This window comes from Exiguobacterium sp. UBA7533 (genome assembly GCF_002479335.1).
GTDB lineage: Bacteria > Bacillota > Bacilli > Exiguobacteriales > Exiguobacteriaceae > Exiguobacterium_A.
Window position 1 is genome coordinate 646,446 of record NZ_DLMP01000005.1, and the last position, 14,504, is coordinate 660,949.

Consider the following 14,504-nt stretch of genomic DNA (forward strand, 5'->3'; position numbering starts at 1 on the left):
TATATGAATCATAACATCAATCATATGCTATGATGCAGGAATATCTTCAGTTTAAGAAAGGAGCTTTTTCATGAAACAAACGACTTCTACTTTCCAGTGGATCGTCTTCTTACTTGCGAACACGATTGCCTTACCGATCGTCGTCGCTAGTCTGTTCGACCTCTCCTCAGTCGAAACAGCTGCCCTTGTCCAACGGTCGTTCTTTGTAGGCGGGATTGCCTGTTTCCTACACGGCGCTTTCGGCCACCGGCTTCCAATCGTATCGGGACCTGCCGGATCTTGGGTCAGTATCTTCGTTGTCATCGCCGCACTACCGGTCGATTCAAAAACAGCCTTTACGATTGCGATGGCAGCCGTCGTAATTGCCGGTATCGTTCTTATCATTCTCGGTTTGACAGGATGGACAAAATACTTATTACCCGTCTTCACACCGCTCGTCAGCGGAACATTTTTGCTTTTATTATGTATTCAATTAACAGGCGTCATGCTTGGTGCCGTTCTTGCCGTCGAGGCAACACGTCTCGCCGGAATCATCACGTTCTTGCTCGTACTCGGACTCAGCCAGTTCGGACCGAGTCGCTTACGTCCGTTTGCCTTGATGATCGGAATCATCGTCGGTTGGCTCGTCAGCCGTCCGTCGCTTCCTGCATCGTCTAGTTTGTTCGCACCACCGCAAGCGTTACCGTTCGGATGGCCACAGTTTGACGGCAGTGCATTCCTTGTCGCGATTCCGTTCGCGATCTTGCTTGTCGTCAATTTGATTGCTGCTTTAAGCGCCGTCGAAGCAACACTTCAAAAACAAGGACGTCTGCACCAAGGCTTGTCGATCGAAGGTGTCATTCATTTACTCGCTGCTACGTTCTCGACGCTCGTACCGGTGCCTTTACCCATTACGAGCGGGTTCATCGCGCAAACGGGAAGCCGGAAACGTCGCCCGTTCTTGATTGCCTCACTCGTCATCGCACTGATTGGTTTCTTCCCAAGCTTGATCGGGATCATCGCAACATTGCCGCGGAGCGTCGCGAGTGCAGCGTTGCTTGCGACATTGCCGCATATGTTTTTAATTGCCTGGCAGTCAGCGGAAAGTAACATGGAGAACAGCCGTCGTCGCCATGCGTTTGCAATCAGTGCCGTCATCGGCATCAGTATTTTGTTGCAATCGACCGTCATCGCTGAAGTCCTGCCTTTGACGCTTCGTCCGTTTCTCAGTAATGGATTGCTCGTCGGAACGATGCTTGTGCTCGGTTTCGAAATTGTCGAAAAAGTACGTTCTCGTCGCGCGATACAAGCAGATCGATTGGCGAGCTAAAGAGTATTGTACGATCCAGACGATGTCATCATCCTCGCTTTCCTGTAGGAGTCGATGATGAACATCTCGTCCGTTTATTCATCTAAAAAAGTAGCCATTTCGAGTCAAATCGAAATGGCTACTTTTTTTATCATCATATTTAATTAAAATCAAAAAGCTGTATCATTTAACGCACTTCTCGCCACCATTTCCGTGTCGTGCTCTCGGGTGTCACACTCTCCCCAATCATTGGTGTCAGAACAGGAATCTCATCGCGTTTTGCTTCCTTGAGCAACCGTTCGACCGGTTCGAACCAGGCATGAAACGCGAGGATGAAGGCAGACCAGTGAATCGGCATCAAGACGCGACCTTTGACATCACGATGTGCTTGAACTGTTTGTTCCGGTAACATGTGCGAATTGGACCACCGGACATCATACTGCCCACATTCCATCATCGTTAAATCAAACGGACCATATTGTTCACCAATTGCTTTGAAATGCGGACCATACCCACTATCACCACTAAAGAAAACTTTTTGCGAGCCTTCAATGACCCATGACGCCCACAGCGTTGAAAATTGATCAAGACCATTTCGCCCTGAATAATGGCGCGACGGAGCCGCTGTCAGCTTAATGCCACCGACTTGCGTCGATTCATGCCAGTCGAGTTCCGTGATTCGCTCCGCCGAGACGCCCCATCCACGGAGACGACTCCCGACCCCGAGTGGCACGATGAAGCGACCGACTCGATTTTTTAAGGCAAGGACGGATGGATAATCCAGGTGATCATAATGGTCGTGCGAATAGACGACGACATCGATCAACGGCAAGCGTTCGAGATCAACGGTCTGCGTCGTTTGAAAACGTCCTCCCCCCAGTTTCGGGAACGGTGATGGTGCGCGCCCGAGCATCGGGTCAAAGAAAATCGTTTGTCCATCGAGTTCAAGTAAAAATGCCGAATGTCCAAACCATGTCACACGTGGTGCCTCACTATCGTCTTGCCGTCGCTGATACGGAAGCGTCGGTAACGCTTTGACAGGACGCAGATTCGGAATGTTTCGTCCGTAATCCTTTAAGATGCTTTTCATCGAGTCCCATTCCATCTTCAACTGGAAATCCATCTCATTTTTGAATTTCCCGTCAACAAAACGATCTGATCGTTCGAAACTCCGCCGCTCTGCACGGCTTGGTCGTTTCCCGAACACCGGGTATCGGTTGATGAACCAAGCACTGGCAAGACCGATTCCTGCTAAAGCTGTCACTATTTTTTTCATGTCTTATCACCTCTTCGATGCTCTCAGTATAGCACCACGATTCCTCACATATCTTGCCCAGCGACTTCGGATACGAAAAAAAGTGAAGATCACCAATATGGCGTCTTCACTTCTAGGTATTAGTCGATATCGTCGGCTTTCCATTTCGCCCGGTCGCTCTTCTCACCTTCCTCACGGTGATTGGATTCATAGGCGTTGTTCCCTGGATTTTCGACTTTATTATCATCGTACCGATGATCGTGGTCATGGTGATGATGATGCTCATGGTCATGATGGTGATCGTGGTCATGGTCGTGATCTCGATCCTTGACGAACAGTGCAAGACCACCTCGCTCGACTTCCGCGTAATGCCGTTCTGCCTCATCATCCGAATGTCCGACACGTTTTAACGTCTCACGGAGCGGTGGTTCTTTAGAGAACGTTGATTTGACTTGATCAATCCAACTCGCACCTGATGCTTCTTCTGCCGCGTCATCTCGACCGACGACAGAAAAGTCCGAATCATGATGTCCTTGCTGTTTCAATTCTTCAATTTTTCGTTCCAGACTCGATTGATCCTGATAAATCCCAACAAACCGTTTCGCCATCACATGACACCGTCCTTTTTCATATGAATTCAAACACGCTCTATTTTTACCCTTGTTCGATTGTCATCAAACGAGATTTCCAGAACGAAAAAACGGACCACTTCGAAAAGTAGTCCGTGAAAACATTAAAGTTGTTGCGGTGAATCGACCAATGTGATCGTTCCTTCGTTTTTCTGAACGAATCGCTCGTAGACGAAATCATTCGCAAATAACAGAACGGCATTCTCCCAGCGGTCATAGACGAGAACCGTCCGTGAATCCGTCAATTGTTTGACAGCAGCGACTTCTGCTGGCTTGATCCACTTGGCGACTTGGAAGTTCGCGGCATCCTTCAAGATGTCAACGCCATACTCACCTTTGAGCCGGTGCTCGAAGACTTCGAATTGGAGTTGTCCGATCGCTCCGAGGATGATTTCGTTGTATTCCGTTTTGTAGACCTGGATCGCACCTTCTTGTGCAAGTTGTTCGACACCTTTTTGGAACTGTTTCGACTTCAAGGCGTTTTTCGTGTAGACCTTCAGGAAGAGTTCTGGTGCGAACGTCGGGAGTGCTTCATATTGTAACGATGGATCGCCATTCGTGATCGTATCACCGATTTGATAGTTGCCTGAGTCATATAACCCGATGACATCTCCTGCGAACGCTTCGTTGACCGTTTCACGCTCATCCGCCATGAATTGAGTCGATTGCGACAGCTTCATCTTCTTGCCTGTCCGTGTCAGGACGACGTCCATCCCACGATCGAACTTACCTGTACAGATCCGAACGAACGCAATCCGGTCGCGGTGGTTTGGGTTCATGTTCGCTTGAATCTTGAAGACGAAACCACTGAAGAAGTCTTGCGCCGGCTCGACTTTTCCTTTGTTTGACTCACGTGGTGTCGGTGAAGGAGACAAGTTCAAGTAATGTTCAAGAAGTGGTGTGACACCGAAATCGACGAGTGCTGATCCGAAGAAGACCGGAGTCAGTTCACCTTTTGCGATCAATTCTTCATCGTATTCGTTACCTGCGCCGTCGAGTAAGTCGACTTCATCCATCAACGTCTCGTACATTTCTGAGTTAATCGTCGTCGCGAGTTCTTCGTTCGCGAGACCTTCCTCGCCGAGTTCGATCGTCTTACGATCATTTTTGAAGCAGTGGAATTGTCCTTTGACACGGTCATAGACTCCTTCGAACTGTTGACCTGAACCAGCTGGCCATGTCACAGCAACCGACGGGATACCGAGGACTTCTTCGAGTTCTTCCATCAATTCGAGCGGATCACGTGCTTGACGATCCATCTTGTTGATGAACGTAAAAATCGGAATACCGCGCATTCGACAGACTTGGAACAGTTTCTTCGTTTGCGACTCGATCCCTTTCGCCGCATCGATGACCATGATTGCTGAGTCAACAGCCGTCAGGATCCGGTACGTATCTTCACCGAAGTCCGAGTGACCTGGTGTATCCATGATGGAAACGATTTTTTTATCATATTCGAATTGCATGACCGAAGACGTAACAGAGATTCCCCGTTGCTTTTCAATTTCCATCCAGTCCGATTTCGCGAATTTCGAGTTTTTCCGTGCCTTGACAGAACCTGCCTCACGGATCGCGCCTCCGTGTAGGAGGAATTTTTCAGTTAGTGTCGTCTTACCCGCATCCGGGTGGGAAATGATGCCGAAAATCCGACGCTTTTCGACTTCCGTTTGTAGAATGTTTGTCATGTATGGTAGTTCCTTTCACCGATATATTCAAAAATCCGATCAATCTTTTTCGCAACTAGTCTATCATACCGAATTTTCAAGGTCTCGTCCATTTCACTTCATTGACTTAATTTTCAGATTTAAAGTTGACAATTCATCACTATCTTCTTTACGATGACTAGGAAGTTCACTATTACAGAAGGAGGAGACGTACAATGGTATTCCATCAAGCCCGGACATCTGTCCACACTGTCTTTGTATCGGCTACAACTGTACGTCACCCAATCGTTTAATTTTTAATTAAGCAGGGTGTGCGTATGCGTATACGTACATGCTGCCCTCTTATATTTGGACGGGTATGCCCATATTTGTGCGTATCCGTCTTTTCTATTGTCTAAAAACGGAATATAAGGGGTTTTCACTATGTTTAATGCACTCAAACAGCTTGATCGCAACATCTGGATCCGGTTCGTCGGGGAAACGATCACCGGAATCATGATGTTCATGATTGCACCATTTTTAGTTCTCTATTACGCGGATCGACTCGATTCCTACTTCCTAGTCGGCGTCATCATGGCGACTGGACCGATCATGTCACTCGTCGGTGCCATTCTCGGTGGCCACTTCGCTGATAAATTCGGTCGAAAACCACTGATGGTTCTCTCGATCATCGGTGACGTCATCGCGCTAATCGGTTTCTCGTTCGCCGATTCATTCGGACCGCTGCTCGCTTTGAACGCGTTGCTCGGTTTATCGAGTTCACTGTTCCATCCGGCAGCAAGCGCGATGGTCGCTGACGTCACACCACCAGAACGCCTGAATGAATCGTTCGGTCTGCTTCGGATGGGACATAATGTCGGCGCAGCGTTCGGACCACTTCTCGGAAGTGCTGTCCTGTTCGTCGATCGTTCGCTCATCTTCTACTCCGCTGCCTTCGTCTTTTTCCTATATGGACTCGTTCTTTACTTCTTCATCGAAGAAACGAAACCGGAGTATATCGAAAAGACAGACGAAGTCAAAGTATCACCGCTCACTGTATTGCGGAAGGATCACGTCTTTTTAATCTTCATCGGTGCGGGTGTCTTCATTTCGATGGGGTTTGCCCTCGTCGAAAGTATGTTACCGGTCTTCTTGAAAGAAGCACTGCCAGGATTACCGACGAAGCAAAATCCGTTTCCTTACGTGATGGCACTCAACGGAATCATGGTCGTCTTATTCCAGTTCCCGATTGCTGCTCGCTTGTCAGGGAAGGCATTCGGAAAAGTCATGTTGCTTGGTGCCTCGATCTTCGGAATCGGTATGATTTTCCTCGCATTCGTGCCGTCTTATCTGTTCTCACTCGGAACGAGTTATGTCGTGCTCGTGACAGTATTGCTTGCGATTTATGCATTCTATACACTCGGTGAGATGATCATGTCCCCTGTGCAGATGACATTCATTGCCTTAATTGCCCCGGAACATCTCCGCGGAACGTACAACGGTGCTGCGAGTCTTCAGTGGTTGATCGGTGGCGTCACCGCCCCACTTCTCGGATCCTTATTCCTTGATACCGGAAAAGGTGATTTTGCGCTTGGATTCGTCGGACTGCTCTGCTGTGTATCAGGTGGGGTCTATCTCGCACTCGATCGTTCGATTCAACGAGCGAAACGTTTAACGAAATCAGCCTAAAAAAAAGCGATGTGTCATGCTCCGACTTCCGTCAGAACCTGTCACATCGCTTTTCTCATTAAGAAGGTAATTGATTTGCCGCTACGAACGGACCGAACAGAACCGGTAGCGGATCGAGTCGCTGCTGGATGTCTGCAATGAAGTTCGTCGATCCACTGACGAAGACGATCGGATCATTCGCTGTGATCATCGTCAAGAATTCGTGCATCTGTTGTTCCCATCCTTCTTGACGAATGTGGTGGACGATCATGCCTTTCATCGTCAAGGATACGACATTTGCTAACATTCGTTCTGCTAGTTCTTCAGCTGAGACATGTAATAAGGTCGTTTTCCGGCCGCTTAAGAGAGCATGCCTTGCTTCATCAATGACGGCTCCTAGATGATGTTCTTCTGCGATCAATAAGATATCTTGTTGCCGCCAATTTTCAGCACGGCGGTATTTACAAAAATGCCGACATGTATCGACGAGTTGATGGTGAACAATTGCCCATGCTTGAAGTAAAGGTGCATTTTCTTTAAGGTCATATTCGATTTGAATAGCTTGAAGAATTTCACGACTGATGATGTCAGGGTACGTCAACAGAAACGATTTCGTCTGATCGATTTCATTCAGTAAAATCAATTTAAACAGTTCACTCGATTCATGCTGGTTTGTAATCTGATTCAATAATTGACTCAGGCGTAAAATCCGCAGTGCCCGAGTTCCGTCCTGAGCTCCCGCTTCTCGAAGCGCGCGCAATTCTTCTTCGTACGTCGCCTCGAGCGAGTCATAGAAGCGCGTCGCGATCCGCAATCCCTTTTGCTCCATCGATGGACCGAGCTGTTGCAAAAGGTGTAATGCCTGATCGAAATGCATAATTTAACCTACCTTTCACCATCCATTATGCGTGAATCCACTCTCAAAAACAATCTCTAAAATGCATCTTATTTTTTGCACATTGAGATTTGTAAAAGCTTGCGTCCCCCCCTAGTATGTGTGTTAAGTAGGTGATGAAAATGCGCATGACACGTTATACGGATTACGCGATTCGGTCCCTGCTGTTCGCAGCAGCTCATCCCGATCGTTTAGTCCGAATCCAGGAAGTAGCGGATTGTTACGACATTTCTAAGAATCATTTGATGAAAGTAGTCTATCGTTTAGGACAGAGTGGTCTGATCGAATCTGTCCGTGGTCGTGGAGGTGGTTTTCGATTAGCGAGCCCTCCGGATGCAATTCATATCGGTGACGTCGTACAACTGTTTGAACCAACCGTTCATTTTCTCGATCCGCAAGAAGGCATTCACGAGATTCCTTCGCTCAATCCAGCACGTGATGCTTTCGATGATGCCATTGCGGCGTTCCATCAAGTACTCAATGGTTACACAGTACATGATTTGCTACATCCGACAGCTAATACTCATTCCCAAATACTTGAAATGATTCCGAACCGCGATTGAGCCGGTTCGGAATCTTTTTTATTCCGTCCTCGCTCAATTGCGATTTCTCAAAACGCTCGTGGTATACTTATATAAGAAAGGAGGGGTACAGATGAACCCTCAAGAAGAACTCCATCTTTTATATCTTCGCTTAAAGGAAGAAGAACCCTCCGTTGCACGCGGTGAGGCCTTATGGGCCATCTTTGAGGAAACAGCTGATGATTCACTCCGCTTCCTCTCCTTATGGACATTTTCACAAAATCAATTTGATTTAGGACACTTCCGATCGTTTCTTGTGTCCTTCACGCTCTTGATGGAATGGATCCGAAAAGATGAGATGACACTAACTCCAAAACAAGAACTTGATTTGTACTGGAACTATAAGTCCTATTTGATCTATATGGCAGAACAAGAAGACGTGACGGTATCGCTTCTTGAAGAAGATCTTGACCGCTTCATCGATTTTTGTGACGCGCATGGATTCGCGCGCACACGCGACTATATTAGCTTCATGGTTTACAGTAAGCTCGGTGACGAGGAGCAAGCCGATCACTATTTATCGGAATGGGTCGACGCGCCAAGCGACGAACTCAGTGATTGCCCATCCTGTGAAGCCTTCAGCCGGATGACGTATGCAATCGAACGTGGATTCGAAGATCGCGCCTTACTTCTTTATGCGGCACTACGACATGAACGCGGTTGTTCACGGATGCCAGATCAGGCTCATCCATACATCCTGCCCTTATTCCTTAGTCGCAAAAAAGAACGTTTTGATTGGAGCGAACGATTGATTGAAGAAGTCAAACGTGGCGAAACACTCTTTACCGGTGGCGATGAGCCCTATCATTTATATGCGAAGATGTATTACGACACAAACTATACCTGGTTGATGGAAGAGAAAAAACAATTGATTCCATTCTTAACCGATCGTGGATATCTCCAGTTCCTACTCGCTCACTATGCATTTGCCCATCGACAATCCCTTGGTGAGGAAGCATCGTATCTCGCAGCGCTCCGGACGAACCTATATGAGATCGCTCAATCTCTTGATCGTCGGATCGAAGGTGTCTTCTACTTGAACCTTGTCGAGCGTGAACTGAAACGGATCACCCAGTTCGTTGCTTAAATCTTATTCGTAAAGGAAGTGTCTTCATGTTAGATCATGTCCAACTCGCTATGCCGAAAAACGAAGAAGATCGCGCCCGTGCATTTTATGCCGGGCTTTTACATATGAAGGAAGTCGATAAACCTGCTGGTGTTCAAAAAAGTGGTGGTGTCTGGTTTAAAGAACACGGTACAGCGCTTCACCTCGGCATCGAGGATCCATTCTCTCCTGCTAAAAAAGCGCATCCTGGATTGACTGCCGCTACATTTGAAGAAATGAGTGATCGCTTGCAAGCCGCAGGTTATCCCGTTGAGCATGATACACGACTTGCTCCGCGCCGTCGTTTCTTTACAGCGGACCCATTCGGTAACCGATTGGAAATCATTTCCGCTCATCTTCCGACCTTAACGCCGAAGAAGCTGACAGATGGTTCACATATCCGCCTAGTCGCCCCCGCTTCGAGCCTCTCGACAGTCGAGCTGAAGATCATTGACGATGCAATCGAGACACTCGAATCATTCGGATTACGCGTCTCAATCAGTCAACATGCGCGTGCTGTCAATCCGTTCGGCTCCAGTGATCCCGAGTTACGCGTTGCAGATCTCCACGCCGCGTTCGCTGATTCGAACGTCGATGCGATCCTTTGCGTTCGCGGTGGGTTCAGTACGAATGAACTCATCGATTTACTCGATTATGAACTGATTCGGACACATCCGAAGATTCTTTGTGGCTTCTCTGATATCACGGCGCTCAGTCACGCCATTTTGACGAATACAGGTTTAGTGACATACTCTGGACCAATGTTACGGGCTTTCCGTGATCGTGACGCCTATACGATTGATTATTTCAAACAAGTCTTATTCGCAACGGACCCGGTTACAATCAAGCCGTCGATTCATTGGCGGGATTCGGATCGCGGACATGTCATCACGTTACCGAACAAAGGACCGATACTCTTATCTCCGGGACAAGCGAGCGGTCGTCTGATCGGTGGAAATCTTTGCACCTTGAACCTCCTTCAAGGCACGTCGCATTTCCCTGATTTGCGGGATACAATCTTGTTCCTTGAAGACGATTACGAAGTCCACCCAGCGACGTTCGCCCGTGATTTCGCCTCTTTGATGGCGCAACCAGGCGCCGAGACAATTCGTGGGCTCGTCTTTGGGCGGTTCCAACTCGCGACGAAGATGACGGAAGAACATCTGCGCTACTTGATTTCACTTTACCCATCACTAAAACAGATCCCGGTCCTTGCGAATGTCGATTTTGGACATACGAGTCCTTTGTTTACGTTCCCGATCGGTGGACAGGTTGACCTTCATGACGAGGTCATCCGACTTCATATTTCTTAAATATCAAAAGAAGGAGACGCGGCAATCCGCATCTCCTTCTTTTTTAATAGTCGAGCAATCTCGAAGCGTCGATTTGACGTTTCGACCCATCCGCGAACATCTCGAGTGTCGCAAAAATCTGGTCATTTGCCCATTCATAGTGAAGTAATGTGAAGTCTTCGAGTGTCGAGACCGTCTTGAACGTTTTCCCGACCGTAAACGCACGCTTCCGGCTCGCATCTTCTGCCGGAACGGTGACGAAGATGACTGTAATCTCCTCACCCTTTGTATCATAATAGAATTCAACGATCCGACCGTCCGCTGTTTCAGGTAAGACACCTTTACGGGGCTGTCCGGTCTCGTCCAATTGTACGTATGGTTGCAGCATTTTTTCGCCTCACTTTCTCCGTCATTCATCATAGCACGTCCACCTGATTTATGCTAATCTATATTTGATGTGAAAGGGGGATGAGTCGCGCATGGAATGGTTCATGAACGGGATTCTGCTCTGGGGCTTTATCATGATTACACTCATGGCAATCGGCGGGTTTTTCATGTTCCGGAAGTTCCTTAAGAAGTTGCCGAAAGAAGACGGTAAATCGATGATGGACTGGGAAGATGAGTACATCGACAAGACACGACATCTTTGGACGGATGAGACAATGGAGTTATTGAACGCTCTCGTCATGCCGGTCCCATCGGCATTTCGTGATGTCGCACGCCGCAAGATTGCCGGGCGGATCGGACAGTTCGCACTCGAGGAACGGGCGACAGAGATGACATCTGAACTGGTCGTCAAAGGGTATATTTCTGCGACGCCGAAACGCGATCATAAATTCTTGAAAAAAGCTTTGACGGAGCACGCCATCGACTGGCGAGACTACGCATTATATTTCCAAAATTGAAGGATGCACGAAAAAACCGCCGAAGTCACCTTCAGCGGTTTTTTATTGGGGTAAATGTGCTACAGACACGGTGCCTGATTTCACCTTTTTGTATTTGAGATACATCGCGAAGCGCCACGGGGCAATCATACCGAAGGCGACGAGATAAAAGATCCCACCCGTCTCGAAGATGTCGATTTGCCCTCCGATAAAGAATTTCGCAATCGTCCGAATGAATAAGATGCCGAATAAGACGATGAAAAACGCTTTCGAACGTTGCAGATAAATCTGCCCTTCCGCTTCATAAAAATTGGATGTCTTGATCAAAAAGATACTGAAGATGGCTCCAATGAGCAATGCTTCTGCTACCTCCGTCCATGTCAGACGGGAAGCTGGGTATAGAAACTGTAGCATTCCCGTTGACATCGCAAACGGTGGGATCAAGATTTTTTTAGCGTTCGTCGGTTTTGCTGATGCCTTCACGCGAATAAAGCTGATCAGCAAACCCATGACGAGCGCTACCCCAGTTGATATCCAAATCATCCGATCACTTCCTTGATTAAAATCCTGTGAATCCGACGATGTCACTCATCCATGCCGCGAATTTACTGAGACCGTCAAAATACAGCATGACACCGAAGACCATCATCAAAGCTCCACCGAATTTCGTTAATTTCAGACTATACTGCACGAACAGACGCGAACGACCTACGAAAAATGCCATTAATAAGAAAGGAATCGAGAATCCAAGGACGTACGCGAGCATGTAGAACATACCTTGGCTCGGATTGGTCGCAGCTAATCCGATGACTCCTGCGAGAATCGGACCTGTACATGGTGTCCAACCAGCCGCAAAACCGATTCCGACGAGTACCGTTCCGACGTATCCCCCTTTTCGTTCCCCAAGATTCAGTTTCTTTTCACGCATCAAGAATGTCGGTTGCCATAACCCGACGAGAACGACACCGAACACGAAGATGACGAGTGCCCCGACCATCCGTAACGTATCCCGATATGTGATAAAGACATCTGCGAACAAGGATGTCGAGAGTCCGAGCACAGCGAAGACCATCGCAAATCCAACGAGGAAAGCTAACGTGTGAAACAGGGATCGCCTTTCTCGTACCCCTCGTTCCTTCAAATCCGTGACCGACACTCCTGTAATATAGGAGAGAAATACAGGATACAGCGGCAACGTACACGGAGAGACGAATGATAACAAACCGGCTCCGAACGCTAACCACAATGAGAGCTCCATATGAGCATCCCCTTTCTTTACTACTATAGAAGAAGTTCCTTCTCTATTTTGCCAAACTCCTCTGCATTTAGCACCTATTATCTCACAGAAAGTTGCAAAAGATTCGTGTCCGCCAAAATTACAAAAAAATTACATTTCGTCAATTTTACTGAAATCTCGTTGCACCCAGTAAATGGACTTGCTAGAATATGGATACGACACCAATGTAAGGGAGACCGCTATGACGACACAACAACTATTGACGTTAGCCATTGAAGCCAAACGTAGCGAATTATATCATCAAGCTGACCAGTCCAGCTTCACCTCCCCGCGTGTTTTGCAACTTAGCCATGAACTCGACGTCCTACTTTTAGAATATTCACGGACGGTCCAAAACTATACCATTCACGGTTCAAACGAACCGCTCTTATCCTAATGCACGATCCAGTCAGCATTCGAGTGCGAATGCTGACTTTTTTATGACTTCTTATTTCTGATGGAGGTGCTTTATGTCTGCTCTTACGTTCTTAGCTAGTTCCCGTCCCTTTTATGTACCTGACGATCTTCCTCGATTATACGTAGATGAAGTCGAACCGCTTGAATATGTCTCCTTGAAGCAAGGACGATTCACGATGTCTTACCTTTATACGATTGATGGTGCTGATCAATGGGAGTTCATGATTTACTTAGAGCGTTATATGGAAGAAGGAGATGTCCTCGAATTACTCTACATTGAAAATCAAAATGACAGCATGCATGACCATCTACCGTCCGCTCCACTAGTAGAGCCGATTGACATCAATATTCAACAACGAACATACCAAACGATTCACGGCACGTTTCAGCTTTCCGCTAACGATTGGATGCAGGAATTGTACCATCGTTCCTATTTGACAGCGTTTGGTGTGACGACGATCGTCAAGTATTGATCTGCATATCACCTATTTCACTTTTTCATCACTAGACGATAAAAGGATGACATAGTTTCTATATTTAAGTCTTTTTCCTTTTAAATTGTTCGAATATTTCATCTAAAGTAAGTCAAAAGACCTATAAACGTCTATTTTTCATAATTAGTATGTCCTACCGATGACAAAAACCGTTCTTTTGCAATCTTCTTGTCATACAAGCTCAGTTTGTAACTCGAATGACATTGACCTGTAAACGCACAAGTCAGATTTGCCGTGTAAAGTAGGAACAGTAAACACAGCATATGTCAGGAGGACATCAATAATGAAAAAAGCAGTTTTCGCTGCCGGTCTTGCAGCAACAGCTCTATCAGTAGGATTTGCCCAAGAGACAGAGGCTGCCTCAGAAACGGTAACAGTAAATACACCAGTACTCAACGTACGCACAGCACCTACAACTGCATCAGCAGACGTAGGCAATGTATATAAAGGTCAAACATTAAATGTCGAAGGACGTTCTGGCGCATGGATCCAAACACACATTAACGGTCAAAAACGTTATGTCCATGGCGCGTATACGTCTGCAGCAGGCTCATTCGACTTTAAAAAAGCTACAGTTACTACGGCAGTATTAAATGTCCGCACACAACCAACGACAAGCTCGAAAGATGTCGGTAACCTCTACAAAGGTGAAAAAGTCAACGTAGAAGGTAAAGTCGGTGCATGGATCAAAACAACAATCGACGGTAAAACACGCTATGTACACAGTGCATATACAACACTCGGTAGCGTAGCGAAAGCACCAGCAGCTCAACCAGCTGCGAAGCCAGCGGCTCAACCGGCTGCGAAGCCAGCACCAAAAGCAGCAGCTCAACCAGCAACTGCAACAAAACAATCAACACCTGCAAAATCAGGTACAAAAGTGACGATGAACGTCAGTGCTTACACGAACGACCCATCTAACAATGGTAGCCAACTCTACAATGGTCGTGCGTTGACAGCAAGCGGTTATGACGTTACAAATACGATCACGTACAATGGTATGCGTATCGTAGCAGCTTCTTCGCAATATCCAATCGGTACACGTATGCACATCGAAGGCATTGGTGAAGCAATCGT

The 14,504-nt window shown here is 47.1% G+C and carries 16 protein-coding genes; 9 read left to right on the forward strand and 7 right to left on the reverse strand.

All coding sequences use genetic code 11. From position 1 onward, the window contains the following. The first annotated feature begins 70 nt into the window (after window positions 1-70). Window positions 71-1,309 (forward strand): purine/pyrimidine permease, encoded by a 1,239-nt coding sequence (locus B2U10_RS10955; RefSeq protein ID WP_290787630.1) that lies wholly within the window; start codon window positions 71-73, stop codon window positions 1,307-1,309. A gap of 166 nt (window positions 1,310-1,475) precedes the next feature. On the opposite strand, the gene B2U10_RS10960 is transcribed toward B2U10_RS10955, so the two are convergent. The 3 genes from B2U10_RS10960 to B2U10_RS10970 all read right to left on the reverse strand — a co-directional run bounded on the left by B2U10_RS10960 (window position 1,476) and on the right by B2U10_RS10970 (window position 4,857). Continuing rightward, window positions 1,476-2,564: an MBL fold metallo-hydrolase gene (locus B2U10_RS10960; protein ID WP_056060573.1), complete on the reverse strand. Its 1,089-nt coding sequence runs from the start codon at window positions 2,562-2,564 to the stop codon at window positions 1,476-1,478. A 119-nt stretch (window positions 2,565-2,683) separates the two neighbouring features. Beyond that, window positions 2,684-3,151 carry a general stress protein gene (locus B2U10_RS10965; RefSeq protein WP_290787634.1) on the reverse strand — a complete coding sequence of 156 codons (468 nt, stop codon included), beginning with the start codon at window positions 3,149-3,151 and terminating at the stop codon, window positions 2,684-2,686. A gap of 125 nt (window positions 3,152-3,276) precedes the next feature. Then, on the reverse strand, window positions 3,277-4,857 hold the full coding sequence (locus B2U10_RS10970) for a peptide chain release factor 3 (RefSeq protein ID WP_035408673.1): 1,581 nt from the start codon (window positions 4,855-4,857) through the stop codon (window positions 3,277-3,279). 402 nt (window positions 4,858-5,259) lie between these two features. On the opposite strand from B2U10_RS10970, the gene B2U10_RS10975 reads away from it, so the two are divergent. After that, on the forward strand, window positions 5,260-6,504 hold the full coding sequence (locus B2U10_RS10975; protein ID WP_290787636.1) for an MDR family MFS transporter: 1,245 nt from the start codon (window positions 5,260-5,262) through the stop codon (window positions 6,502-6,504). Window positions 6,505-6,562: 58 nt separating this feature from the next. On the opposite strand, the gene B2U10_RS10980 is transcribed toward B2U10_RS10975, so the two are convergent. Beyond that, complete coding sequence (locus tag B2U10_RS10980) at window positions 6,563-7,360, reverse strand: hypothetical protein (protein WP_290787639.1); 798 nt, start codon at window positions 7,358-7,360, stop codon at window positions 6,563-6,565. A gap of 140 nt (window positions 7,361-7,500) precedes the next feature. Here B2U10_RS10980 and B2U10_RS10985 point away from each other — a divergent pair, with 140 nt between their 5' ends. The 3 genes from B2U10_RS10985 to B2U10_RS10995 all read left to right on the forward strand — a co-directional run bounded on the left by B2U10_RS10985 (window position 7,501) and on the right by B2U10_RS10995 (window position 10,377). Continuing rightward, window positions 7,501-7,941 carry an RrF2 family transcriptional regulator gene (locus B2U10_RS10985; protein ID WP_056060564.1) on the forward strand — a complete coding sequence of 147 codons (441 nt, stop codon included), beginning with the start codon at window positions 7,501-7,503 and terminating at the stop codon, window positions 7,939-7,941. Between the two features lie 91 nt (window positions 7,942-8,032). Next, entirely contained in the window at window positions 8,033-9,046 is a 1,014-nt protein-coding gene (locus B2U10_RS10990) for a hypothetical protein (protein ID WP_056060561.1), read from the forward strand. A 26-nt stretch (window positions 9,047-9,072) separates the two neighbouring features. Next, entirely contained in the window at window positions 9,073-10,377 is a 1,305-nt protein-coding gene (locus tag B2U10_RS10995) for an LD-carboxypeptidase (protein ID WP_290787642.1), read from the forward strand. Window positions 10,378-10,420: 43 nt separating this feature from the next. Here B2U10_RS10995 and B2U10_RS11000 read toward each other — a convergent pair whose 3' ends face one another. After that, entirely contained in the window at window positions 10,421-10,744 is a 324-nt protein-coding gene (locus B2U10_RS11000) for a hypothetical protein (protein WP_023467783.1), read from the reverse strand. Window positions 10,745-10,835: 91 nt separating this feature from the next. Here B2U10_RS11000 and B2U10_RS11005 point away from each other — a divergent pair, with 91 nt between their 5' ends. After that, window positions 10,836-11,261: a DUF2621 family protein gene (locus B2U10_RS11005; RefSeq protein ID WP_035408684.1), complete on the forward strand. Its 426-nt coding sequence runs from the start codon at window positions 10,836-10,838 to the stop codon at window positions 11,259-11,261. Window positions 11,262-11,303: 42 nt separating this feature from the next. On the opposite strand, the gene B2U10_RS11010 is transcribed toward B2U10_RS11005, so the two are convergent. Together B2U10_RS11010 and B2U10_RS11015 are read right to left on the reverse strand one after the other, a co-directional pair. Then, window positions 11,304-11,783, reverse strand: a complete 480-nt coding sequence (locus B2U10_RS11010; RefSeq protein ID WP_035408686.1) for a CcdC family protein — start codon at window positions 11,781-11,783, stop codon at window positions 11,304-11,306. A gap of 16 nt (window positions 11,784-11,799) precedes the next feature. Then, window positions 11,800-12,498 (reverse strand): cytochrome c biogenesis CcdA family protein, encoded by a 699-nt coding sequence (locus B2U10_RS11015; protein WP_035408688.1) that lies wholly within the window; start codon window positions 12,496-12,498, stop codon window positions 11,800-11,802. A gap of 220 nt (window positions 12,499-12,718) precedes the next feature. On the opposite strand from B2U10_RS11015, the gene B2U10_RS11020 reads away from it, so the two are divergent. From B2U10_RS11020 to B2U10_RS11030, 3 genes are all read left to right on the forward strand, one after another. Beyond that, entirely contained in the window at window positions 12,719-12,913 is a 195-nt protein-coding gene (locus B2U10_RS11020) for an aspartyl-phosphate phosphatase Spo0E family protein (protein ID WP_023467779.1), read from the forward strand. Between the two features lie 73 nt (window positions 12,914-12,986). Beyond that, window positions 12,987-13,406: a hypothetical protein gene (locus B2U10_RS11025; RefSeq protein ID WP_035408690.1), complete on the forward strand. Its 420-nt coding sequence runs from the start codon at window positions 12,987-12,989 to the stop codon at window positions 13,404-13,406. A 304-nt stretch (window positions 13,407-13,710) separates the two neighbouring features. Beyond that, on the forward strand, window positions 13,711-14,504 hold a 794-nt coding region (locus B2U10_RS11030; RefSeq protein WP_290787645.1), incomplete at its 3' end, for an SH3 domain-containing protein.

Bases quoted from the DNA above. Each gene is read 5' to 3' on its own strand.
- B2U10_RS10955 (WP_290787630.1), top strand. From the start codon at position 71: ATGAAACAAACGACTTCTACTTTCCAGTGGATCGTCTTCTTACTTGCG.
- B2U10_RS10960 (WP_056060573.1), bottom strand. From the start codon at position 2,564: ATGAAAAAAATAGTGACAGCTTTAGCAGGAATCGGTCTTGCCAGTGCT.
- B2U10_RS10965 (WP_290787634.1), bottom strand. From the start codon at position 3,151: ATGGCGAAACGGTTTGTTGGGATTTATCAGGATCAATCGAGTCTGGAA.
- B2U10_RS10970 (WP_035408673.1), bottom strand. From the start codon at position 4,857: ATGACAAACATTCTACAAACGGAAGTCGAAAAGCGTCGGATTTTCGGC.
- B2U10_RS10975 (WP_290787636.1), top strand. From the start codon at position 5,260: ATGTTTAATGCACTCAAACAGCTTGATCGCAACATCTGGATCCGGTTC.
- B2U10_RS10980 (WP_290787639.1), bottom strand. From the start codon at position 7,360: ATGCATTTCGATCAGGCATTACACCTTTTGCAACAGCTCGGTCCATCG.
- B2U10_RS10985 (WP_056060564.1), top strand. From the start codon at position 7,501: ATGCGCATGACACGTTATACGGATTACGCGATTCGGTCCCTGCTGTTC.
- B2U10_RS10990 (WP_056060561.1), top strand. From the start codon at position 8,033: ATGAACCCTCAAGAAGAACTCCATCTTTTATATCTTCGCTTAAAGGAA.
- B2U10_RS10995 (WP_290787642.1), top strand. From the start codon at position 9,073: ATGTTAGATCATGTCCAACTCGCTATGCCGAAAAACGAAGAAGATCGC.
- B2U10_RS11000 (WP_023467783.1), bottom strand. From the start codon at position 10,744: ATGCTGCAACCATACGTACAATTGGACGAGACCGGACAGCCCCGTAAA.
- B2U10_RS11005 (WP_035408684.1), top strand. From the start codon at position 10,836: ATGGAATGGTTCATGAACGGGATTCTGCTCTGGGGCTTTATCATGATT.
- B2U10_RS11010 (WP_035408686.1), bottom strand. From the start codon at position 11,783: ATGATTTGGATATCAACTGGGGTAGCGCTCGTCATGGGTTTGCTGATC.
- B2U10_RS11015 (WP_035408688.1), bottom strand. From the start codon at position 12,498: ATGGAGCTCTCATTGTGGTTAGCGTTCGGAGCCGGTTTGTTATCATTC.
- B2U10_RS11020 (WP_023467779.1), top strand. From the start codon at position 12,719: ATGACGACACAACAACTATTGACGTTAGCCATTGAAGCCAAACGTAGC.
- B2U10_RS11025 (WP_035408690.1), top strand. From the start codon at position 12,987: ATGTCTGCTCTTACGTTCTTAGCTAGTTCCCGTCCCTTTTATGTACCT.